This is a genomic window from Pseudomonas sp. Root329 (assembly GCF_001424925.1).
In the GTDB taxonomy this organism is placed as follows: Bacteria; Pseudomonadota; Gammaproteobacteria; order Pseudomonadales; family Pseudomonadaceae; genus Aquipseudomonas; species Aquipseudomonas arabinosi.
The window spans coordinates 26,049-50,383 of sequence record NZ_LMCV01000018.1 but is presented as its reverse complement, the minus strand read 5'-3'; the positions used below and the strand labels follow the sequence as shown (position 1 = coordinate 50,383).

General features: G+C 61.6%; 12 protein-coding genes. 8 read left to right on the top strand and 4 right to left on the bottom strand.

Annotation, left to right across the window (positions count from 1 at the left end):
* The first annotated feature begins 75 nt into the window (after positions 1–75).
* Positions 76–1,089, top strand: a complete 1,014-nt coding sequence (locus tag ASC74_RS16095; RefSeq protein ID WP_056742392.1) for a GNAT family N-acetyltransferase — start codon at positions 76–78, stop codon at positions 1,087–1,089.
* 155 nt (positions 1,090–1,244) lie between these two features.
* Here ASC74_RS16095 and ASC74_RS16090 read toward each other — a convergent pair whose 3' ends face one another.
* The gene (locus ASC74_RS16090; protein ID WP_008145913.1) at positions 1,245–1,793 is read right to left on the bottom strand and encodes an RNA polymerase factor sigma-70; all 549 of its coding nucleotides are present in this window, start codon (positions 1,791–1,793) and stop codon (positions 1,245–1,247) included.
* Positions 1,794–2,203: 410 nt separating this feature from the next.
* Here ASC74_RS16090 and ASC74_RS16085 point away from each other — a divergent pair, with 410 nt between their 5' ends.
* Positions 2,204–15,187, top strand: a complete 12,984-nt coding sequence (locus ASC74_RS16085) for a non-ribosomal peptide synthetase (RefSeq protein ID WP_056742390.1) — start codon at positions 2,204–2,206, stop codon at positions 15,185–15,187.
* A gap of 152 nt (positions 15,188–15,339) precedes the next feature.
* Entirely contained in the window at positions 15,340–16,164 is an 825-nt protein-coding gene (locus ASC74_RS16080; protein ID WP_056742388.1) for an alpha/beta fold hydrolase, read from the top strand.
* Positions 16,165–16,279: 115 nt separating this feature from the next.
* On the opposite strand, the gene dsbG is transcribed toward ASC74_RS16080, so the two are convergent.
* Genes dsbG through dsbD form a run of 3 tightly spaced genes read right to left on the bottom strand, consistent with a single transcriptional unit; the run spans position 16,280 to position 19,628 of the window.
* Positions 16,280–17,050: a thiol:disulfide interchange protein DsbG gene (gene dsbG, locus ASC74_RS16075; RefSeq protein ID WP_056742385.1), complete on the bottom strand. Its 771-nt coding sequence runs from the start codon at positions 17,048–17,050 to the stop codon at positions 16,280–16,282.
* Positions 17,026–17,892, bottom strand: a complete 867-nt coding sequence (locus tag ASC74_RS16070; protein WP_056742384.1) for a TlpA disulfide reductase family protein — start codon at positions 17,890–17,892, stop codon at positions 17,026–17,028. Before ASC74_RS16070 ends, dsbG begins: the two co-directional genes overlap by 25 nt.
* A complete protein-coding gene (dsbD, locus tag ASC74_RS16065) occupies positions 17,892–19,628 on the bottom strand; it encodes a protein-disulfide reductase DsbD (RefSeq protein ID WP_056742382.1) in 1,737 nt (578 codons plus the stop codon). Before dsbD ends, ASC74_RS16070 begins: the two co-directional genes overlap by 1 nt.
* Before the next feature lie 153 nt (positions 19,629–19,781).
* Here dsbD and ASC74_RS16060 point away from each other — a divergent pair, with 153 nt between their 5' ends.
* The 5 genes from ASC74_RS16060 to ASC74_RS16040 all read left to right on the top strand — a co-directional run bounded on the left by ASC74_RS16060 (position 19,782) and on the right by ASC74_RS16040 (position 24,289).
* Positions 19,782–20,465: a response regulator gene (locus ASC74_RS16060; RefSeq protein ID WP_046049207.1), complete on the top strand. Its 684-nt coding sequence runs from the start codon at positions 19,782–19,784 to the stop codon at positions 20,463–20,465.
* Positions 20,462–21,787 carry an ATP-binding protein gene (locus tag ASC74_RS16055; RefSeq protein WP_046049208.1) on the top strand — a complete coding sequence of 442 codons (1,326 nt, stop codon included), beginning with the start codon at positions 20,462–20,464 and terminating at the stop codon, positions 21,785–21,787. Before ASC74_RS16060 ends, ASC74_RS16055 begins: the two co-directional genes overlap by 4 nt.
* Before the next feature lie 217 nt (positions 21,788–22,004).
* Positions 22,005–22,490, top strand: a complete 486-nt coding sequence (locus tag ASC74_RS16050; RefSeq protein ID WP_056742380.1) for a GNAT family N-acetyltransferase — start codon at positions 22,005–22,007, stop codon at positions 22,488–22,490.
* A gap of 77 nt (positions 22,491–22,567) precedes the next feature.
* On the top strand, positions 22,568–23,980 hold the full coding sequence (locus ASC74_RS16045) for an aspartate aminotransferase family protein (RefSeq protein WP_056742378.1): 1,413 nt from the start codon (positions 22,568–22,570) through the stop codon (positions 23,978–23,980).
* 81 nt (positions 23,981–24,061) lie between these two features.
* The gene (locus ASC74_RS16040; RefSeq protein ID WP_046049211.1) at positions 24,062–24,289 is read left to right on the top strand and encodes an MbtH family protein; all 228 of its coding nucleotides are present in this window, start codon (positions 24,062–24,064) and stop codon (positions 24,287–24,289) included.
* Positions 24,290–24,335 lie beyond the last annotated feature (46 nt).

Sequence of the window (24,335 nt, the reverse complement as noted above, 5' to 3'; positions counted from 1 at the left end):
CCGACTTCTCTTAAATTTCCCGCACTGGCTCACGTCACCTCGTTGAACTGTCGACGATTAACGTGAGCCCGACCCATGTCCACTCTGAATCACCTGACTGCCCTGGCCTTGCCGACAGGAAGCCGTCTTGTAGCTGATGAAACCGAAAGCCGCCTGTGTCTCAGCCTTGAAGGGCAGCCGCTGATTCAGCTGCAGCTGACTCGCGAGCCCGAGTTGCAGGTGCAAGTAGAAGAGCGCTTCGACCACGCCGACAATCGTACCGTCTGGGCGGCCTGTTATTGGCTGTTTGCCCGTGACCCGGCCTGCCAGCGCCTGACCTGGCAACTCGATGAAACCCCCACCGAAGCATTGCTCAGCGGGTTGCTGATCCCTACCGAAATCGTCGGCCAGTATCGTTGCGAACGCACGCTGTTCTGGCAGTTGCCTCAGCCTTGGCTGGGCGCGTCACTGACATCGGGTTATCCGCAGCAAATGGTCATCAGTGGCGGCAAGCGTCATCCGCTGCGCCCGGTGAAACCGCGTGGTGAAGTCTATCGGCGTTTTGATGCGCGCCTTGGTGCCTGGATTTCCCTGCGCACGGTGGACATCGACCTGGACCTGGAGCGTTTCAATCGTTGGCAGAACAGCCCGCGCGTGGCGAGTTTCTGGCAGGAGGAGGGCAGCCTCGAGCAGCATCACGAGTACCTGAGCAAACTTGAAGCCGATCCCCATACCCTGACGCTGATCGGTTGTTTCGATGATCAACCGTTCGCCTACTTTGAAACCTATTGGGCCAAGGAAGATCGCATCGCGCCGTTCTATGACGCCGGCGATTACGACCGCGGTATTCACATGTTGGTGGGTGAGGAAAATCACCGTGGCCCGCACAAGGTGGCGAGCTGGTTATCGGCGTTGACGCATTACCTGTTTCTCGACGATCCACGCACTCAGCGAGTGGTTGCCGAGCCTCGTGCCGACAACGCGAAGATGATCGGGCATATGCAGAACCAGGGTTACTACTGCGAGAAAGCGTTCGACTTCCCGCACAAGCGCGCGGCGTTGATGGTGTTGGGGCGTGAGCGGTTTTTTGATCGGTGTAAGTTGGCTTGATGCTTAAGGCTCAAGATCCGTTGCGGTCTTGAGTCAGCCTTCGCGAGCAAGCCCGCTCCCACATTGGATCTTCTGTGAACACAAGCTTTGTGAACACTGGAGATCAAATGTGGGAGCGGGCTTGCTCGCGAAGGGAGCGACGCAGATTTCAGATCTTAACGACGGGCAAAGGTATCCACACGACTGCCCGACACCTTGCGGCAGTGCACCAGCGCATCGCGAATCATGAAGTTCACCAGGGTCGGCGAGACGCCTAGCTCCTTGGCAATGTCCTTTTGCGGCACGCCGTGCAGGCGGTACATCTCAAAGGCGTAGCGGGTGCGGCTGGGCAGCTCGGTCAGCGCGTCGGCGATGTGTTCCAGCGTCGAGAAGTTGATGTGCGAGGTTTCCGGCGAAGCGCCTTGAATCACCACATTCAGACCTTCCTCTTCAGGGCCCGAATACTTCTGCTCCAGCGCCTGTTTGCGGTAGTGATCGATCGCCAGGTTGCGCACGATCTGGAACAGGTAGCTGAGCTGAGCCTTGAACGAGGACGTGATCTGCGGCGCGGATTGCAGCCGGAAGAACGCATCCTGCACCACGTCTTCAGCCCGCGACCGGCAGCCGGTAATGCGGGCTGCAATCTTGACCAGAATCAGTCGATTGTCGACGAATGCCTGAAGTAGCGGTGAATCGCACCTGCTTGTGGATACTTGTTCCGTCATGGAAATCACCTTGCTGCCAATAGGTTCGTGGGACGGCTCGCGGGGGCTGAGCCGTCCAACACATCGAGCGACAAATTATTCTGAATGATAATGATTGTCAAATGAGAAAGAGAACTAATGCTGCACGAAGGTGCAGAGTGAGAACTGCGACACGCTGACGCGCCCGCTGACGCGCCCGCTTGCGGCGCCCGCTTGCGGCACCGCAGTCCCATTGGCGATCAGGCCTGCCGACTAATTATTTCAAGAGGTCAACCGTTCTCATTGGTGAATGGTTCCGGGTAGCGGCTGCGGCCAAAACAGCATTCCCAAGCCTTGCGCGGTCGGCGAAGACCGCGTCCTGCACGTCCTCGAAGGGGCGTGACGTCAGAAAACCGATTTCACTTGCAAGCCGAATTCAGGCAGGAAACCTCATGACCGACGCGTTCGAACTCCCCAGCACACTGGTCCAAGCCCTTCAGCGCCGTGCGGCCCTGACGCCGGACCGGGTGGCCTTGCGTTTTCTCGCCGAAACCGAGGATCAGGCTGTGGTGCTCAGTTATCGCGAGCTGGATCAGCGGGCGCGGACCATTGCCGGCGCGTTGCAGGCCGAGGCTGCGTTTGGCGATCGCGCGGTGCTGCTGTTCCCCAGCGGCCCGGATTACGTCGCGGCGTTCTTCGGCTGCCTGTACGCCGGTGTGATCGCGGTGCCGGCCTATCCGCCGGAGTCGGCGCGTCGTCATCACCAGGAGCGTCTGCTGTCGATCATCAGCGATGCCGAACCGCGTCTGCTGCTGACCAGCGCCGGTCTGCGCGATGCGTTGCAGCAAATTGAGGGCGCGCCGCCGTTGCTGTGTGTCGATACGCTCGACAGTGCGTTGGCCGAACGTTGGGTGGCGCCGAACCTTGCAGACGACCACATCGCGTTCCTGCAATACACCTCGGGCTCCACCGCATTGCCTAAAGGAGTGCAAGTCAGCCACGGCAACCTGGTGGCCAATGAACTGCTGATTCGCCACGGCTTCGGCATTGATCTGAATCCCGACGATGTGATCGTCAGCTGGCTGCCGCTGTACCACGACATGGGCCTGATTGGCGGTCTGTTGCAGCCGATTTTCAGCGGTGTGCCGTGCGTGTTGATGTCGCCGGCGTATTTCCTCGGCCGGCCGTTGCGCTGGCTGGAAGCGATCAGCGAGTACGGCGGCACCATCAGCGGCGGGCCGGACTTTGCCTATCGGTTGTGCTGTGAGCGGGTCAGTGAATCGGCGCTGGAACGCCTCGACCTGAGTGGCTGGCGCGTGGCGTATTCCGGTTCCGAACCGATTCGCCTCGATACGCTGGAACGCTTCGCCGAGAAATTCGCGGCCTGCGGCTTCACCCAAGACAGTTTCATGGCGTCCTACGGGTTGGCCGAAGCGACGCTGTTCGTGGCCGGCAGCCCTCGCGGTCAGGGCATTGGCAACCTGCGTGTGGACGATCAGGCCCTGGCACAAAACCGTGCCGAGCCAGGCGAGGGCAGCGCGATCATGAGTTGCGGCATCAGTCAGCCGGATCACGCGGTGCTGATTGTCGATCCAACAGCCCTTAACGAGTTGGCTGACAACACGGTCGGCGAAGTCTGGGCCGCCGGGCCAAGCATCGCCCACGGCTACTGGCGCAACCCGGAGGCCAGCGCCAAAACCTTCGTTCAGCACGCTGGTCGTACCTGGCTGCGTACCGGCGACCTGGGTTTTATGCGCGGCGGCGAACTGTTCATCACCGGGCGCCTGAAAGACATGTTGATCGTCCGTGGCCACAACCTTTATCCGCAGGACATCGAGCAAACCATCGAACGCGAAGTGGAGGTGGTGCGCAAAGGTCGTGTCGCCGCGTTCGCCGTGAACATCGAGGGTCAGGAAGGCATCGGCATTGCGGCGGAAATCAGTCGCAGCGTGCAAAAGATCCTCCCGCCCGACGCGTTGATCAAAGCCATCCGCCAAGCCGTGGCCGAGTCGTATCAGGAAACGCCAAGCGTGGTGGTGCTGCTCAATCCGGGCGCGTTGCCCAAGACCTCCAGCGGCAAGTTGCAACGCTCGGCTTGCCGCAATCGTCTGGCGGACGGCAGCCTCGACAGCTATGCGCTGTTCCCGTCGGCAGACATCGAAAGTAAATCCGCGACTGAATCAGGTTCCGAACTGCAAACCCTGATCGGCCAGATCTGGTGCGAGCAACTGAGCGTCAAACAGATCAGCGTCGACGACCACTTCTTCCTGCTCGGTGGCAACTCCATCGCCGCCACCCAGGTGGTCGCACGTCTGCGCGAAGCACTCGGTCTGGAGCTGAACCTGCGCCTGCTGTTCGAAGCGCCGACCCTTGGCGCGTTTGCCGTCGCAGTCGCTCAACAACAGCAGGACGGCGGACTCGCCCAAGGCGCAATCACCCCGTTGTCGCGCACCGAAGCCATGCCGCAATCGCTGGCGCAAAACCGTCTGTGGATCACCTGGCAACTCGACCCGCAGAGCAGCGCCTACAACATTCCTGGCGCCTTGCGCCTGCGCGGCGAACTGGATGAAGACGCGTTGCGCGCCAGTTTCCAACAGTTGATCGAACGCCATGAATCCCTGCGTACGCGGTTCTTCGAACGTGATGGTGTGGCGCTGCAACAGGTCGATGCAGCGAGCGAATTCAATCTGCAACTCATCGACATCAGCGACCTGCCGGTGGCCGAGCGTGAAGTCCGTGCGCAGCAAATTCGTGAGGACGAAGCCCGTACTCAATTCGATCTGGAGAAAGGCCCGCTGCTGTGGGTGACCCTGGTGCGCCTTGATGAAGAGGACCATCAACTGTTGGTGACGCTGCATCACATCATCGCCGATGGTTGGTCGCTGAACGTGCTGATCGACGAGTTCTCGCGCCTGTATGCCGCAGCGTCCCAAGGACAAAAGGCAACGCTTCCGGCATTGCCGACCCAGTACGCTGACTACGGCAGCTGGCAGCGCCAATGGCTGGCGCAAGGGGAGGGCGAGCGTCAGCTGACTTACTGGAAAGCGCAATTGGGCGATGAGCATCCAACCCTGAGCCTGGCCACTGACCATCCGCGCTCGGCGCACCACCTTCACAGCGCCGCGCGCCACACCGTACGGTTGGGCGCGACCCTGAGCGATGCGATTCGCCAGACCGCCCAGGCCTATGAATCCACCTCCTTCATGCTGTTGCTCGCCGCGTTCCAGAGCCTGCTGCACCGCTACAGCGGCCAGCGCGACATCCGCATCGGCGTGCCCAACGCCAACCGTCCGCGTCTGGAAACCCAAGGGTTGATCGGCTTCTTCATCAACACTCAGGTGCTGCGCGCCGAGTTGGATTCGCAGTTGCCATTCGTGGAGCTGCTGGCGCAAACCCGTCAGGCCGCGTTGGGCGCACAAGCGCATCAGGACCTGCCGTTCGAACAATTGCTCGAAGCCTTCCCGCAAGCCCGCGAACAAGGTTTGTTCCAGGTCATGTTCAACCACCAGCAACGGGATTTGAGCGCATTGCGCCGCCTGCCTGGGCTGCTGGCCGAAGAGCTGCCTTGGCATAGCCGCGAAGCCAAGTTTGACCTGCAATTGCATAGCGAGGAAGACAGAAATGGTCGCCTGAGCCTCTCCTTCGACTACTCCAGCGAGCTGTTCGACGCCGCGACCATCGAGCGTCTGGCCGAGCATTTCAGCAACCTGCTGCGAGCCGTTTGCGAACAACCGAAAACCGCCATTGGCGACCTGCAACTGCTGACCCCGCCCGAGCTCGATCAGCAAGCATCGTGGAGCGCCGAACCGTGTACGCCGGCCAGCGTTTGGCTGCCAGAACTGCTCAACCAACAAGCTCGCCTGACCCCGGAGCGCACCGCGCTGATGTGGGACGGCGGCGCCATGGACTTCGCCGAACTGCACACCCAATCCAATCGCCTGGCCCATTACCTGCGCGACAAAGGTGTCGGCCCGGACGTCTGCGTGGCCATCGCCGCCGAGCGTTCGCCGCAGTTACTGATCGGTCTGCTGGCGATCATCAAGGCCGGTGGCGCCTATGTGCCGCTGGACCCGGATTACCCGGCCGAGCGCCTGGCTTACATGCTCAGCGACAGTGGTGTCGAATTGCTGCTGACCCAAACCCAATTACTCGAGCGCTTGCCGGCCACCGATGGCGTCAGCATGATCGCCATGGACGCCTTGCATCTGGAGAGCTGGCCGAGCCATGCACCGGGTCTGCACTTGCACGGCGACAACCTGGCGTACGTGATTTATACCTCCGGCTCCACCGGCCAGCCGAAGGGCGTCGGCAACACCCACGCAGCCCTCGCCGAGCGCCTGCAATGGATGCAGAACACCTATCGCCTGAACGACACCGACGTGCTCATGCAAAAGGCACCGATCAGTTTTGACGTGTCGGTGTGGGAGTGCTTCTGGCCACTGATTACCGGATGCCGTCTTCTGCTCGCCGGGCCGGGTGAACACCGCGATCCGCACCGCATCGCGCAACTGGTTCAGCAATTCGGCGTGACCACGCTGCACTTCGTACCGCCGCTGCTTTCGTTATTCATCGACGAACCGCTGACCGCCGAATGCACCAGCCTGCGCCGCGTTTTCTCCGGCGGCGAAGCCTTGCCCGCCGAACTGCGCAACCGCGTGCTGGAACAACTGCCCGCCGTGCAATTGCACAACCGCTACGGCCCGACCGAAACCGCGATCAACGTCACTCATTGGCACTGCACAACCGCCGATGGAGAACGCTCGCCGATTGGTCGTCCGCTGGGCAATGTGCTGTGCCGCGTGCTCGATGAGGCACTCAATCCCGTTCCGGCCGGTGTGCCGGGCGAACTGTGCATCAGCGGCATCGGTCTGGCCCGTGGCTATTTGGGTCGTCCGGGTCTGACCGCTGAACGCTTCGTCGTCGATCCGCTGGGAGAGCAGGGCGCGCGTTTGTACCGCACCGGTGACCGCGCACGCTGGACCGCCGATGGCGTGATCGAATACCTCGGCCGACTCGATCAGCAGGTCAAACTGCGTGGCTTCCGCGTTGAACCGGAAGAAATCGAAGCACGATTGCTGGCTCAGGACGGCGTCGCTCAAGCCGTGGTGCTGGTGCGCGAAACGGCGGCCGGCGGGCAGTTGATCGGTTACTACACCGCAACCGATTCCACAGAAGATGTTGATGCTCAAACCGCACGCCTGAACGCTGCGCTGGCCGCCGAGTTGCCGGAATACATGGTTCCAGCGCAACTCATGCGTCTGGACGAAATGCCCCTGAGCCCAAGCGGCAAACTCGATCGTCGAGCATTGCCGGAACCGCAATGGCAAGTGCGCGAACACGTCGAGCCGGTCACTGCCCTCGAGCAACAAATCGCCGGCATCTGGCGCGAAGTGCTGGGCCAAGCACAGATCGGCCTGCGTGACGATTTCTTCGCCCTCGGCGGCCATTCCTTGCTGGCCACGCAAATCATTTCCCGCACCCGTCAGGCCTGCGACGTCGAATTGCCGCTGCGCGCGCTGTTCGAAAACAGTGAACTGGGCGCGTTTGCCGAACAGGTTCAACTGATCCAGGCCAGCGGCAAAACCAACCAGCAGCCGCCGATCGAGAAAGTCGACCGCAGCCAACCGGTGCCGTTGTCCTATTCCCAGCAGCGCATGTGGTTCCTCTGGCAGATGGAGCCGGACAGCCCGGCCTACAACGTTGGCGGCATGGCGCGGTTGCGCGGGGTGCTTGATGTCGGGCGCTTCGAAGCCGCGCTGCACGCACTGATCATGCGTCATGAAACCCTGCGCACCACGTTCCCGAGCATCGATGGCGTGGCCCGGCAACGGGTTCACCCGGACACCGGGATGCGCATGGACTGGAAGGACTTCTCCGCGCTCGACGCTGATAACCGCGAACAACGCGTCCAGCAACTGGCCGACGACGAGGCGCATAAACCTTTCGATCTGGAAACCGGACCGCTGCTGCGCGCCTGCATGGTCAAGACCGCCGAGCACGAACATTATCTGGTGCTGACCCTGCACCACATCGTCACCGAAGGTTGGGCGATGGACATCTTCGCCCGGGAACTGAGCGCGCTTTACGAGGCCTTCGTCGATGACCGTGAATCGCCGCTGCAACCGCTGCCAGTGCAATACCTGGATTACAGCGTCTGGCAGCGCCAGTGGCTGGAGTCCGGCGAACGTCAGCGCCAACTCGATTACTGGACCGCGCAACTGGGCCGCGAACATCCGCTGCTGGAGTTGCCGGGCGACCGTCCGCGTCCGCCGGTGCAAAGCCATCAGGGTGAACTGTTCCGTTTCGACCTGAGCGATACTCTTGCCGCGCGCGTTCGTGCCTTCAATGCTCAAAACGGTCTGACCCTGTTCATGACCATGACCGCCGCGCTGGCCGTGCTGCTTTACCGCTACAGTGGCCAGACCGATTTGCGCATCGGCGCGCCGGTGGCCAACCGGATTCGTCCGGAAAGCGAAGGGCTGATCGGTGCGTTCCTCAACACCCAAGTCCTGCGTTGCCAGCTCGACGGGCAGATGTCCGTCGGCGAATTGTTCGAGCAGGTTCGCCACACCGTGATCGAAGGCCAGTCCCATCAAGACCTGCCGTTCGATCACTTGGTGGAAGCCTTGCAGCTACCGCGCAGCGCCGCCTACAACCCATTGTTCCAGGTGATGTGCAACGTGCAGCGCTGGGAATTCCAGCAGAGCCGCACACTCGCCGGCATGACCGTCGAATACCTGGCCAACGATGCCCGCGCCACCAAGTTCGACCTCAACCTGGAAGTCACCGACCTCGACCATCGCCTGGGCTGCTGTCTGACCTACAGCACCGATCTGTTCGATGAGCCGCGCATCGCTCGGATGGCCGGGCATTGGCGCAACCTGCTGGAAGCGCTGCTGGCCGATCCGCAACAGCGCCTCAGTGAGCTGCCGCTGCTGGAAGCCACCGAACAGCAAAACCTGCTCGACAGCCTCGGAGTCGAACCGGGTGAACACCGACTCGACCAGTGCATTCATCACCTCTTCAGCGAGCAGGCGCTGGCGCGTAAAGACGCGCCGGCACTGACCTTCGCCGGGCAAACCCTGAGCTACGCCGAGCTCGACAGCCGCGCCAATCGCCTGGCCTGGATGCTCCGCGAGCGGGGCGTGGGGCCGCAGGTTCGGGTGGGTCTGGCGCTTGAGCGTTCGCTGGACATGGTCGTCGGCCTGTTGGCGATCCTCAAGGCGGGCGGCGCCTACGTGCCGCTGGACCCGGAATACCCGCTGGACCGTTTGCACTACATGATCGAAGACAGCGGCATCGGTTTGCTGCTCAGCGATGCGGCGATGTTCAAGGCGCTCGGTGAATTGCCATCGACCGTTGCGCGTTGGTGTCTGGAAGAAGACGCAGCAGAACTGGCCAACTACCCGGCCACTGAGCTGCCGTTCATCAGCCTGCCGCAGCATCAGGCGTACCTGATTTACACCTCAGGCTCTACCGGCAAACCGAAAGGCGTGGTGGTGTCCCACGGTGAAATCGCCATGCACTGCCAAGCGGTCATTGAACGCTTCGGCATGCGCCCGGACGATTGCGAGCTGCACTTCTATTCCATCAACTTCGACGCCGCGACCGAGCGTTTGCTGGTGCCGTTGTTGAGTGGTGCTCAGGTTGTGTTGCGAGCACAGGGCCAGTGGGACGCGGAAGAAATCTGCGGGCTGATTCGCCGTCACAACATCAACATTCTCGGCTTCACCCCGAGCTACGGCAGCCAATTGGCGCAGTGGCTGGCGACTCAGGGCGAAATCCTGCCGGTGCGCATGTGCATCACCGGTGGTGAAGCGCTGACCGGCGAGCATCTGGCGCGAATTCGCGCGGCATTCAAGCCGAGCCTGTTTTTCAACGCCTACGGCCCGACCGAAACCGTGGTCATGCCCCTGGCCAGTCTGGCGCCTGAGCAATTGGAAGAAGGCCTCGGCAGCGTACCGATCGGCAGTGTGATCGGTGCACGCGTGGCCTACATCCTCGATGCCGATCTGGCACTGGTGCCGCAAGGCGCGACCGGCGAGTTGTACGTCGGCGGCGCTGGTCTGGCGCAGGGTTATCACCAGCGTGCGGGGATGACCGCCGAACGGTTTGTGGCTGATCCGTTCGCCGCCACTGGCGGGCGTCTGTACCGCACCGGCGATCTGGTGCGTCAGCGCGCCGACGGTCTGGTGGAATACCTCGGGCGTATTGACCATCAAGTGAAGATTCGTGGTTTCCGCATCGAGTTGGGCGAAATCGAAACCCGTCTGCTGGAACACGACTCCGTCCGTGAAGCCGTGGTGCTGGCGCTGGATGCCCCGAGCGGCAAACAACTGGTCGGCTATTTGGTGACTGAAGTCACCGAGCAAGACGAAGCGCAACAACACACACTGCGTGAGGCGTTGAAGGCGCACCTCAAATCCCAGTTGCCGGATTACATGGTGCCAACGCATTTGATCCTGCTGGCCAGCATGCCGCTGACCGCCAACGGCAAACTCGACCGCCGCGCATTGCCGGCGCCGGATCCGGAGTTGAACCGTCAGCAGTACGTGGCGCCGAGCAACGCGCTTGAACTGACGCTGGCCGCTATCTGGTGCGAAGTGCTGAACGTTCTACAGGTCGGCCTCAACGACAACTTCTTCGAACTGGGCGGCGATTCGATTCTGTCGATCCAGGTGGTCAGCCGTGCGCGGCAGCAGGGCATTCACTTCAGCCCGCGTGACCTGTTCCAGCACCAGACCGTGCAGACCCTGGCTGCCGTGGCGACCCGCACCGAGCAGGTCACCGCTGAACAAGGTTTGCTGACCGGCGAATCGCGCCTGACGCCGATCCAGCACTGGTTCTTCGACACCGACATCCCCCAGCGCCAACACTGGAACCAGGCGTTGCTGCTGGAACCGACCGTGGCGCTGGAGCCCCATCGTCTGGAGCAAGCGCTGCTGGCTGTGATCGAACAGCACGACGCCTTGCGTTTGCGCTTCTCTGAAATTGCAGGGCAATGGCAGGCCGAGCACCAAACGGTTTCCGACGCGCCGGTGCTGTGGCAAGTACGCGTTTCGTCCATGGACAAATGCGCGGCACTGTTCGCCGATGCCCAGCGCAGCCTCGACCTTGAGGACGGGCCGCTGATGCGCGCGCTGCTGGTCGATGGTCCCGAGGGGCAACAGCGGCTGTTCATCGCCATTCACCACTTGGTCGTGGATGGGGTTTCGTGGCGGGTGTTGCTGGACGATTTGCAAACGGTGTATCGCCAACTGGACGCGGGACAGTTGGCAAAACTGCCGGCGAAAACCAGTGCCTTCAAGGACTGGGCCGCACGCTTGCAGGCGTATGCCGGTAGCGAATCCTTGCGTGAAGAACTGGGCTGGTGGCAGTCGCAGCTGGCCGGTGAAAGCGCTGAATTGCCGTGTGATCGCCCCGAGGGTGGCCGGCAGAATCGCCATGCACAAACCGTCAGCGTGCGCCTCGATGTCGAGCGCACTCGCCAACTGCTGCAACAGGCACCGAGTGCCTATCGCACTCAGGTCAATGACTTGCTGCTGACCGCATTGGCCCGTGTGCTGTGCCGCTGGAGCGGTCACGAATCGGCGCTGATTCAACTCGAAGGTCACGGCCGCGAAACGCTGTTCGACGAGATCGACCTGACCCGCACCGTCGGCTGGTTCACCAGTGCCTATCCACTGCGGCTGATGCCAGCGGACGAGCAGGGCGCCTCGATCAAGGCGATCAAGGAACAACTACGCGCGGTGCCGCACAAAGGTCTGGGTTATGGCGTGTTGCGTTATCTCGCCGATGACTCGAGCCGGCAGACCATGGCTGCCTTGCCGGGGGCGCCGATCACCTTCAACTACCTCGGTCAGTTCGACCAGAGCTTCGGCGCGGACGCCTTGTTCCGTCCTCTCGATGAAGCGGTCGGCGCGGCCCATGATCCTCGCGCGCCGCTGCCCAATGAGCTGAGCGTCGACAGTCAGGTCTATGGTGGTGAGCTGGTGCTGCGTTGGACCTTCAGCGCCGAACGCCACGATCTGCAGACCATCACAGACCTGGCGGACGCCTACCTCGGCGAATTGCAGAGCCTTATCGAGCATTGCCTGCACGACGATGCGGGAGGCCTGACGCCGTCGGACTTCCCGTTGGCGAAACTGACCCAGCCGCAACTCGACGCGTTGCCCATCCCGGCCGCCGCCATCGAAGACGTCTACCCGCTGACCCCGATGCAGGAAGGCATGCTGCTGCACACCTTGCTGGAACCGGGCACCGGCCTCTACTACATGCAGGATCGCTACCGCATCAACAGCGAACTGGATCCGCAGCGTTTCGACCAGGCCTGGCAAGCGGTGATCGCCCGTCACGAAGCCCTGCGCGCATCGTTCTGCTGGAACGTCGGCGAAGACATGCTGCAAGTTATCCACAAGCCGGGCAGCACGCCGATCGAGTATCTGGACTGGACGGCAATCGCCGAAACCGAGCAAGAGCCGAAGTTGCAGGCGCTGCTCAAAAGCGAGCGCGAGGCCGGGTTCGATCTGCTCAATCAGGCACCGTTCCACCTGCGCCTGATCAAGGTCGGCGCGGCACGCTACTGGTTCATGATGAGCAACCACCACATCCTCATCGATGCCTGGTGCCGTTCGCTGCTGATGAGCGATTTCTTCGAAATCTACACCGCTCTGGACGAAGGTCGAGAGGTGCAACTGGCCGTGCCGCCGCGTTATCGCGACTACATCGGCTGGCTGCAACGCCAGAGCCTGGCCGAGGCGCGGCAGTGGTGGAAAACCAACCTGCAAGGCTTCGAGCGGACCACGCCGATTCCGAGCGACCGGCCGTTCCTGCACGAACATGCCGGCGAAAGTGGCGGCATGATCGTCGGCGACCGCTACACACGGCTCGATGCCCGTGACGGTGTGCAACTGCGCGAACTGGCTCAAGCTCATCAGCTGACCATCAACACCTTTGCCCAAGCGGCGTGGGCGCTGGTGCTGCGCCGTTTGAGCGGTGATCGCGACGTGCTGTTTGGTGTCACGGTGGCCGGGCGTCCGGTGGACATGCCGGAGATGCAGCGTACCGTCGGGCTGTTCATCAATAGCATCGCGCTGCGGGTGAAAATGCCGGAAGACCATCAGCGCTGCAGCGTTCGTCAATGGTTGAGCGGTTTGCTCGACAGCAACATGCAACTGCGCGAGTACGAATACCTGCCGCTGGTGAGCATTCAGGAAAACAGCGAACTGCCCAAGGGCCAGCCGTTGTTCGACAGCCTGTTCGTGTTCGAAAACGCCCCGGTGGAAGTCTCGGTGCTGGACCGTGCGCAAAGCCTCAACGCGACCTCGGATTCGGGCCGCACCCACACCAACTTCCCGCTGACGGCGGTCTGCTACCCGGGCGATGACCTGGGCTTGCACCTGTCTTACGACCAGCGTTATTTCGATGAGTCGACCGTCGAGCGCATGCTCGGCGAGTTCAAGCGTTTGCTGTTGGCGCTGGTCGAAGGTTTCCACGGCGACATGGCCGATCTGCCGTTGCTGGGTGCCGAGGAGCAAAACTTCCTGATTCATGGCTGCAACCAGAGCGAACACGATTACCCGCTGGAGCAGAGTTATGTCTCATTGTTTGAAGCGCAGGTTGCCGCGCATCCACAGCGCATTGCCGCCAGTTGCCTGGGTCAGCAGCACAGCTACCTTGAGCTGAATGAGCGCAGTAACCGTCTCGGTCACGCCTTGATCGCTGCAGGCGTGAGGCTGGATCAACCGGTGGCGTTGCTGGCTGAACGTAACCTCGATCTGCTGGGCATGATCATCGGCAGCTTCAAGGCTGGCGCGGGTTATTTGCCGCTGGATCCGGGGCTGCCGAGTCAGCGTCTGAGCCGGATCATCGACCTGAGCCGCACGCCGTTGCTGGTGTGTTCTCAGGCCTGCCGCGAGCAAGCGCTGGCGCTGCTGGATGAGTTCGGTTGCGCCAACCGGCCGAAGTTGTTGGTCTGGGAAGAGGTGCAGGCGAGCGAAATTTCGGTTGCGAATCCGGGCATCTACAGCGGCCCGAACAACCTTGCCTACGTGATCTATACCTCGGGTTCGACCGGCCTGCCGAAAGGCGTGATGGTCGAACAACGCGGCATGCTCAATAACCAGTTGAGCAAGGTGCCTTACCTGAACTTGAGCGATGCCGATGTGATCGCTCAGACCGCCTCGCAAAGTTTCGACATTTCGGTCTGGCAGTTCCTCGCCGCACCGCTGTTCGGCGCTCGAGTGGACATCGTGCCGAACACCATCGCCCATGATCCGCAAGGGTTGCTGGCGCATGTGGCGGCCCAGGGCATCACCGTGCTGGAAAGCGTGCCGTCGCTGATTCAGGGCATGCTCGCCCAGGAACGCATGAGCCTCGACGGCCTGCGCTGGATGCTGCCGACCGGTGAGGCAATGCCGCCGGAGCTGGCGCACCAGTGGCTGCTGCGCTACCCGGAGATCGGGTTGGTGAATGCTTACGGGCCGGCGGAGTGCTCGGATGACGTGGCGTTCTTCCGCGTCGACATGGCGTCGACGCGCGGCAGCTACCTGCCGATTGGTACGCCGACCGACAACAACCGCTTGTACTTGCTTGATGGTGCGCTGGAACTGGTGCCGTTGGGTGCGGTGGGTGAGTTGTGCGTCGCGGGTACCGGTGTCGGCCGTGGCTACATCAGTGATCCGTTGCGCACCGCTCAAGTGTTTGTCCCGAACCCGTTTGGTAAACCGGGTGATCGTCTGTATCGCACCGGCGATCTGGCCCGTCGTCGCAGTGACGGCGTGGTGGAATACGTCGGGCGGATCGACCATCAAGTGAAGATCCGCGGCTACCGCATTGAGCTGGGTGAAATCGAAGCGCGTCTGCATGAGCAACCGGAAGTGCGCGAAGCGGCGGTCGGTGTACAGGACGGCGTGAACGGCAAACATCTGGTCGGCTATTTGGTAGCGGCTGATGCTTTGATCAATCCAACCGAGCGATTGGAACGCATCAAGCAACGCCTGCGCGCCGAACTGCCGGAATACATGGTGCCGCTGCACTGGTTGTGGCTCGATCGGATGCCGCTCAACGCCAACGGCAAGCTTGATCGCAAGGCTTTGCCGGTGCTGGAAATCGGTCAGTTGCAGAGTCAGGACTATCAGGCACCGCGCAATGAACTGGAGCAGACGCTGGCGGATATCTGGGCCGAGGTGCTGAAGGTCGATAAGGTGGGGATTCGCGACAACTTCTTCGAGCTGGGCGGGCATTCATTGCTGGCGACGCAGATCGCTTCGCGGGTGCAGAAAGCCCTGCAACGTGATGTGCCGCTGCGGGCGATGTTTGAATGCAGCACGGTGGCGGAGTTGGCCGAGTACATCGATGGGTTGGCGGCGAGTGATATCACCGAGGAGAAGGTGGATCGCCTCAATGATCTGATGGCGGAGCTGGAGGGGCTTTAAAGTCAAAAGATCGCAGCCTGCGGCAGCTCCTACGGGTGTACTTAGACCCCTGTAGGAGCTGGCGAAGCCTGCGATCTTTTGATCTTTGGCAGGTTGACTGTGGAACGACACCGGCACAGTCTGCCTGTGCCATTTTGGAGAGGAGACAAACGATGCCCTTCGCAACAATAGATGGACAACCCCTTCACTACATTGATCAAGGCACTGGCCCTGCCGTTCTGCTGGCCGGCAGTTATCTGTGGGACCAGGCCATGTGGGCGCCGCAGATCGCCGCCCTGTCGCAGCAATACCGGGTGATCGCTCTGGACCTCTGGGGCCACGGTGAATCCGGGCCGCTACCCGAGTGCACACAGTCGCTGGATGACATTGCGCGCCAGGCACTGGCGCTGCTTGATCACCTGGACATCGACCGTGTCACGCTGGTCGGTCTCTCGGTCGGCGGCATGTGGGGCGTGCGTCTGGCGCTGTCGGCGCCGCAGCGGATCAACGGTCTGGTGCTGATGGACACCTACGTCGGCGTCGAGCCGGAACCGACTCGCCAGTACTATTTCTCGCTGTTCAAACAGATCGAAGACACCGGCGTGATTGCGCCGCAGTTGCTCGATATCGTCGTGCCGATCTTCTTCCGTCCGGGCATCGATCCACAGTCGGCGCTGTATCAGGACTTCCGCGCCAAACTGGCCGCACTGCCGGCCGACCGTTTGCGTCAAAGCATTGTGCCGATGGGGCGGATTACGTTTGGGCGGGATGATCTGTTGCCGCGTCTGGGCGAGTTGGATCCTGACACCACGCTGCTGATGTGTGGCGATCAGGACAAACCGCGGCCGCCATCGGAGACAAGGGAGATGGCCGAGTTGATCGGTTGCCCGTATCTGCTGGTGCCGGAGGCGGGGCATATCTCCAATCTGGAAAACCCGCAGTTTGTCACCGACGCACTGCTGAAGTTTTTAAGTGAGAGAACCCGCAAAACCGGGTAATCGTTCTTCGCGAGCAAGCCCGCTCCCACATTTGATCTGTGTTCGCAGGACTAATGTGGGAGCGGGCTTGCTCGCGAAGACGTCAGTGAATTCACCAACGCCCTATCAGAAAGAACTATTTCGGCCCGAGAATTTGCGCCAACTTTTCCGGCGACGGCGCACCTTGCTGTTGTTGCAGCTCGCCCTTGTCGTCCATGTAGAAAATCGCCGGGGTGGCCTGCAGTTCCAGGTCTTCCATCAACTGCATGTTGGCCGCCAGCTTCGCCTGAATCGCCGGGGGCACGTTTTTCAGGGCTTTTAGCGAGCTGTTCTTGCCTGCCTTTTCATGGTCTTCCAGCGCTTTCTGCGGATCCTTGGCGGCCAGCAGTGCTGCCGATTTGCCCGGACTGTCTTCGCGAATGATGCCGACCATGATGTGCCGCAACTGCACCTTGCCCGCCTTGACCCATGGCCGCGCCTGTTCCCAGAACACGTTGCAATAAGGGCAGTTCGGATCGCTGAACAGGTACACGATCCGCGGTGCATCTTTCTTCCCGTCGGCGATCCAGTTGCTGGCTTCCATCTTGCCCCAGACTTCCTTGGCCATCGGTGCGTAAACCAGCTTCTGCAACGGCGCGCTGCTCAAGTCGTTGCCGTCGGCGTCGTACAGATTGCCGAGCAGCACGTGCTTGCCATCCGGGGTCAGGTACAACGCTATGCCACGGTTCTGGTACTGCGCCGCATAACCGCGCAAGCCGTCGGGAGCGTCGAATTGGCCGACGATTTTCGCGCCCTTGGCTTCGATTTTCTTGATCGCTTCGGGCAATTCTTCGGCGGCCTGCACCGACGGCAGATGCAGCAGGGCAGCGCCCAGGGTCAACGTCAGCAGGTGGCGGAGGCGGGGCATGGCAATTTCCTTGAAGAGGTGGCCGGTACGGCAGGATTCGGGGTGTCGAAGTTTTCCAGGGCGCGGGCCAGGCTGGCTTCCGACAGCTCACCCAGATGGCTGCCCAGCAGGCGACCGTCGGGGCTATAGAACAGCGTCGTCGGCAACGCCATGGAGCCGACGGCCTGGCCCAATCGGCCACTGCCGTCGAACAGCACGTTGGACAGGCTCAGGCCCTGGGTTTCCAGAAAAGTACTGACGCTTTGCATGCTTTCAGCCTGATTGACGAACAGGAACGTCAGGTCCGGACGGTGTTGTTGGGCGTTTTCCAGCACCGGCATTTCCCGGCGGCACGGCGGACACCAGGTGGCCCAGAGATTGATCACCAACGGGCCGCCCTTGTAATCGGCCAGTTGCACGGTTTCACCGGCGGCATTGCGCAGGGTAATTTCCGGCAGGCGCGTACCTTGTTCGTAAATAGTCAGGGAGAAGGTCGCCAGCAGCCAGAACGCCAGGCCGCTGGCCACGCCAAAGCCCAACGGCCGGCGCAAGCCCGGGCGACGCCAGCCTCGATACAACGCGGCAAGCAGCAGTGCGATTACGCCCGGCCAGGCGAGGAAACCGCCGTCGCGCAGGTCGATGATCTGCCAGGGGTCATCGCGATAATGGGTCCAGTAAACGGCCACGAAACTGACCCGGGCGGCCAGCATGCCCAGCAGGAACAGGCTGAACAGCACCGACTCCGGATTCTCGCCGCCGCGCTTGGCCACCCGCCAGCCGACGAAAGTCGCCAGCGCCAGGGCACTGATCAGCAGCAGGTGATTGAGCGCGATGGCAAAAGTGCCGAGGGTAAAGGTCAGCATTAACGGGCGTCTCGGGTGGTGGTCCAGCGTTGCAGGAAAGTGTCGGCATCGACTTCGCCGATGATGCGCAGGCTGCGACGCTCGATGCCGTCGGCGCCGATCCACAGCAGGCTCGGTGGCCCCGGCACTTTATAACGGCCGAGCAGTTCGCGGCTGGCGGCATTGTCGGCGGTGACGTCCAGCCGTAGCAAGCGCACATCGCTCAAGGCTTGCAGTACATGAGTTTTGCCGAACACCTGTTTTTCCATGACCTTGCACGACACGCACCAGTCGGCGTAGTAGTCCAGCAGCACCCATTGGCCTTGAGCCTGTGCCGCGTCGAGTTCCCGTTGCAGAGCTGCCGGGTCCTTGATCGTGGTGAATGCGTCGTGCCCGCCCGGGTTTGCGGCGCTGCTCGAGTTTGCAGCGCTGTAGACCTGCAAAGGCTTCACCAAGTCATCACTGCCGCCGGCAGCACCGATCAGCAGTAAGCTGCCCCACACACCCAGCAATAGTGAGCTGGCGCCGAACACATGGGCGACGCGACTGAAACCTTCCGACTGCTTCCAGGCGCTGTACGCGGCAATCAGCAGCAACGCACCGCACAAACCAATCCACAGTGATTCATCCAGTACCGGGCGTAGCATCAGCAACGCGGTGGCGAGGAACAGGAAGCCGAATATGCCCTTAAGCAAGTTCATCCAGGCGCCGGGTTTGGGCAGGAATCGATTGCCGACGGTGACCAACAACAGCAGCGGCACACCGATGCCGATGCCCATGGCGAACAGAATCAGCCCGCCATGCAGCGCATTGCCGCTTTGCGCGATGTAGAGCAAGGCGCCCGCCAGCGGGGCGGTCATGCACGGACCCACCAGCAAACCGGACAAGGCCCCCAACACACCGGCGCCGAACAGGCTGCCGCCGCGCTGACTGCGCGAGACATTTTCCAATCGATCACGCACGGCCACCGGCAGTTGCAACTCGAAGAAGCCGAACATCGGCAACGCCAGCAACACAAACACCGCCGCGAAACTGCCCAGCAACCAGGGGTTCTGCAACAACGCCTGCAGATTCGCCCCGAGCAGCGCGGCCAGCACGCCCATCGCGGCATACACCAGCGCCATGCTGATTACATAACTGGTGGCGAGAGAGAAACCACGTTTAGGCGTCGCGCCACTGCCGACAATCAATCCGGCGAGAATCGGCAGCATGGGCAACGAGCAAGGGGTGAAAGCGAGCAACAGGCCCAAGCCAAAGAACACCAGCAAACTCCAGCCCAAGGCGCGCTGTTGCAATCCGCTGGCCAAGGCTTGATCCGGCGCCTCGTTTGTCGCAGAAGTGGCCGCGTTGCCGCCCAGATCCACGACCTGAGTTTGCGGCGGGTAACACAACCCGGCATCGGCACAGCCCTGGAAGCCGACCTTGATCTGGCCGGTCGCACCTGCCGGAATCTTCAGTTCCAGACCTTGGCGATAAACTTGCTGATCGCCAAAAAACTCATCGCTGTGCGCTTCGCCTTCAGGTAATACGGGATGGTGCTCAGCGGGCAAACCATCGAATTTCAGGCGTTTCTGATAAAGGTAATACCCGTCGGTGATCTGCCAGTAGAGCTGTGTTTCGCCCGATTCAAGGCGTTCGGAAGTGAAAACGAATGCCTTTTCCACAGGCAAAAATTCAGGTTTGGTCTCGAACGGATTGGTCCCGGCCTGGGCCACACCCGAGATCAAGAGAACAAAAAATAGAAACAGTCGACGCATGGGTAAGCCTTATCCCTGTGCAAGTGAGGTGCAGGATGGGAGGCGGCGATTAACCGATGATTAACCACAGTGGCCTTGTGGCAATGGCGCTTGCGGCATAATGTCCGCTTAATCGGCCGCCGGCCTAATCACCTTTTTTCAACAGGTCTCACCATGCACGTACTGGTTTGCGAAGACGACGAGTTGATCGCCAGCGGCATTGTCGCCGGCCTCACCGCTCAGGGCCTGACGGTAGAGCATGTCGCCACCGCATCGTCTGCCCGGGCGATGCTCAAGGTCGCCGAGTTCGATGTGATGGTGCTCGACCTTGGTCTTCCCGATGAGGATGGCTTGAAGCTATTGCAGCAGTTGCGACATAGCGGTCTGGAAATCCCGGTGTTGATCCTCACCGCCCGGGATTCAGTCACCGACCGTGTTGATGGCTTGCAAGCCGGCGCCGACGATTACCTGCTCAAGCCGTTCGACCTGCGCGAACTGGCGGCGCGTCTGCACACGCTGCTACGACGAGTGGCCGGACGCAGCGTCAACCTGATCGAACACGGTCGCCTGACCTACGACCCAAGCAGCCGCGAAACCATGCTCGGCGGCCAGCCGGTGGACCTTTCCCGTCGTGAGCAGTCGCTGTTGCAGGCCTTACTGCATAACCGGGGCCGGGTGCTGTCCACCGAGCAACTCAAAGACAGCGTCTACGGTTTCAACGACGAACTTGAAAGCAACGCCCTCAACGTGCACATCCATCACCTGCGGCGCAAACTCGGCAATGGCATTGTCGAGACGGTGCGCGGCCTGGGCTATCGCCTGGGGCCGGCCGATGGTGGAGAGGAATTGAAAAAGTGATGAGTCTGCGTTTGCGCCTGAGCCTGACACTCGGCGCCGCTTTTGCCCTGATCTGGGCCTTGGCTGCGGCCTGGATGCTCAGCGACCTGCGCAATCAGATGATGTTTTCCCTCGACCAGCGGCTGGTGGCGTCGGCACGCATGGTCGCCGGCCTGATGGAGCAACTGCCGCCATTACCGAGCAAGGGCGAGGGCACCCATTTCAGCGCTGAACAACTGAGCCTCCCCGGTGGCATGGCCTGCCAGGTCAGTTCATTGCGCGGCGAAATCCTCGCCCGCAGTCACACCGATCCGCAACAAACCCTGGAAGCCGAGAAAATGGGCTTCCACGACCAGATGATCGACGGTGCGCCGTGGCGCAGTTTCACCCTGGCCCGCGGCGACGTGCGCATCACCACCGCCGACCGGCAGATCGAGCGTGAGGCCTTGAACATGTCGATCCTGCTGGCGGCTTCGGTGCCGGTGGGCGTGGCCTTGCTCGGTTGCCTGTGTCTGCTCTGGCTGGGGATCGGCCAGGGGCTGGCGCCGCTCAACCGCATGCGCGATGCCTTGATGCGCCGCAGCGCCGACTCCCTGGAACCGCTGCAGATCCAGCCGTTGCCCAGCGAGCTGCAACCGTTGCTGGACACCCAGAATCAGCTGTTCCAACGGATCGGCAAGACCATCGAACGGGAACGCCGTCTGACCGGTGACGCCGCCCATGAATTGCGCAGCCCTCTAACAGCGATCAAGACCCACCTGCAAGTGGCGCGCATGACCGACGGCGCGGCCCGGGATCAATCCCTGGCCCGGGCCGAAGAGGGCGCCGATCGCCTGCACCGGACCCTTGAACAATTGCTGTTGCTGGCGCGGGTCGAGGGCAGTCTGTCGTTCGATGACGGCGTGCAATGCAGCGCCGAGCAGGTGGCGAAACTGGCGATTCAGGACGCCGCCAGTGGTGATCGTCAGCGGATCAAATTTCAAATGCCGTCGAAAATCTCTCACGCCCCGGTGCAAATGCCCGCGGTGCTGTCGATTGCCGCGCTGCGCAACCTGTTGGATAACGCCCTGCGTCATACCCCGGGCGACGGCGCGGTGGAGCTGAGCCTGGAAACCACCGGCAACCGCGTGCAGTTTTTGGTCCGCGACCACGGCCCGGGGATTGCCGAAGACGATCTGCAACACCTGACCCAACGCTTCTGGCGCAACGGCCAGAGCACCGGCTGCGGCCTGGGTCTGGCGATTGTTCAGGCAATCGTCCAGCGCTGTGGTTGCACCCTGCATTTCGACAGCCGGCCGGACGGGTTGCGAGTCGAACTGACCATGCCGTTGCAACCGGTCTAACAAGCACCGCAGAGCAAATGTGGGAGCGGGCTTGCTCGCGAAAGCGGTTTAATATTCAACGATGATGTTGGCTGTAAGTCCGCCTTCGCGAGCAAGCCCGCTCCCACTCTGGTTCTGCGTCGCACATCAAATGTAACTCCTCTCCATTGGCATTCGAGCCACCACCGGCGCTATCGTCCCCGGCAGCTTTTTCTCAATGGATTGAGGTAACAGCGCCATGGATGCCCCCATACAAATCTGCAAGGCAACCCCCGCCGACGCCGGCATCATCAGTCGGATCGTCGAGCGCTCCATTCGCGTGGGTTGCGCGCTCGATCATCGCAACGATCCGCTCACCGTCGCCACCTGGACCCACAACAAAACCATCGAACACGTGCAGCCCTGGCTGACCGACGAGCGGTTGTACCTGAGCATCGCCCTGTTGCACGACAAACCGGTCGGCGTCGCGATGGCTGCGATCAGCGGCAAGGTCGCGTTTTGTTACGTGCAACCGGAATGGTTTCGTCGCGGGGCCGGGCAAGCGCTGGTGCGCGACCTCGAAGGCTGGCTGACCGATCAGGGTTTGCGCCAGGTACGACTCAACAGCACCCGCACCAGTGAAGCGTTTTACCGTCATCTGGGTTACCAGCCTTGCGCCGAAACCTTCGCCGTGGCCGGGCTCCATGCGATTCCCATGCACAAAGTGCTGCCACCCCCTTCATAGAAAGCTGATCGAGGGTCTAAATCCTCGGCGCCCTGATGCGTTTCCAGAACAGGAAAACCTTATTGAGGGGTCGAGAGATGTCAGTCGCTACCAGCCTTATGGAAGATCAGTCGGCCCGGATCACTCCGGTGCCGACCGAGACGCTTTATCAGTTCAACGAATCGCCGCTGCTGGCCCGTCAGAACCAGCAGGAATCGAATGCCCGCAGCTACCCGCGACGCATTCCCCTGGCCCTCAAACGTGCCAAGGGCATTTATGTCGAAGACGTCGAAGGCCGCCGTTTCATCGACTGCCTGGCTGGCGCAGGGACGTTGGCCCTTGGGCATAACCATCCGGTGGTGATCGAAGCGATCCAGCAAGTGCTGACCGATGAACTGCCGCTGCACACCCTCGACCTGACCACCCCGGTCAAGGATCAATTCGTCCAGGACCTGTTTGGTCTATTGCCACAGGCATTGGCCGCTGAAGCCAAGATCCAGTTCTGTGGCCCGACCGGCACCGACGCGGTGGAAGCCGCGCTGAAACTGGTGCGCACCGCCACCGGACGCAGCACCGTGCTGTCGTTTCAGGGCGGTTATCACGGCATGAGCCAAGGCGCGCTGAGCCTGATGGGCAGTCTGGGGCCGAAAAAGCCTTTGGGCGCTTTGCTCAGCAGCGGCGTGCAGTTCATGCCGTATCCCTACGATTACCGCTGCCCGTTCGGGCTCGGCGGCGCGCAAGGCGTGCAGGTCAACCTGAATTACCTGGAAAACCTGCTCAATGATCCAGAAGCCGGCGTGCAATTACCCGCAGCGGTGATCGTCGAAGTGGTGCAGGGCGAGGGCGGGGTGATCCCGGCCGATCTCGACTGGCTGCGCGGCCTGCGGCGGATTACCGAAAAGGCCGGCGTGGCGCTGATCGTCGACGAGATTCAGAGCGGTTTTGCCCGCACCGGCAAGATGTTTGCCTTCGAACACGCCGGGATCCTTCCGGACGTGGTGGTGATGTCCAAAGCCATCGGCGGCAGTTTGCCGCTGGCCGTGGTGGTCTATCGCGACTGGCTCGACACCTGGCTGCCGGGCGCCCATGCCGGGACCTTCCGCGGCAATCAAATGGCCATGGCCGCAGGTTCTGCGGTGATGCGTTACCTGACCGAACACAAGGTCTGCGAACATGCCACTGCCATGGGCGAACGCTTGAGCGAACACCTGCGCATCCTGCAACGGGACTTCCCGCAACTGGGTGATATTCGCGGTCGCGGCTTGATGCTTGGCGTCGAATTGGTCGATCCGACGGGCGCGCCGGATGCCTTGGGTCATCCGCCGATCTTCGGTCGTCTGGCGCCGCTGGTGCAGCGTGAATGCCTCAAGCGCGGCTTGATTCTTGAGCTGGGCGGGCGTCATGGCGGCGTGGTGCGTTTCCTGCCGCCGCTGGTGATCACTGCCGCGGAAATCGATCGGGTAGCGGAGATTTTCGGCAGGGCCATGGCCGCTGCCACCACCAGCCTCTAAATTTTTCAGCCTCTGACACGTTCCTTCTACATAACGGCTGCGCACGCAGTGCAGCCCACCCTATAGCGATGGAGATACACCATGACTTCAGTATTCGACCGCGAGGACATCCTCTTTCAGGTCGTGGTCAACCACGAAGAGCAGTACTCGATCTGGCCCGACTACAAAGCCGTGCCTGCAGGCTGGCGTACCGTGGGCAAGAGCGGCTTGAAGAAGGAATGCCTGGCTTACATCGAAGAAACCTGGACTGACATGCGTCCACTGAGCTTGCGGCAGAAAATGGAAGAACAAGCGGCTGTGGCTAATTAAGTCACCTCGCAAAAAGAAGCCCGCTGAACTGGTTACAGTCAGCGGG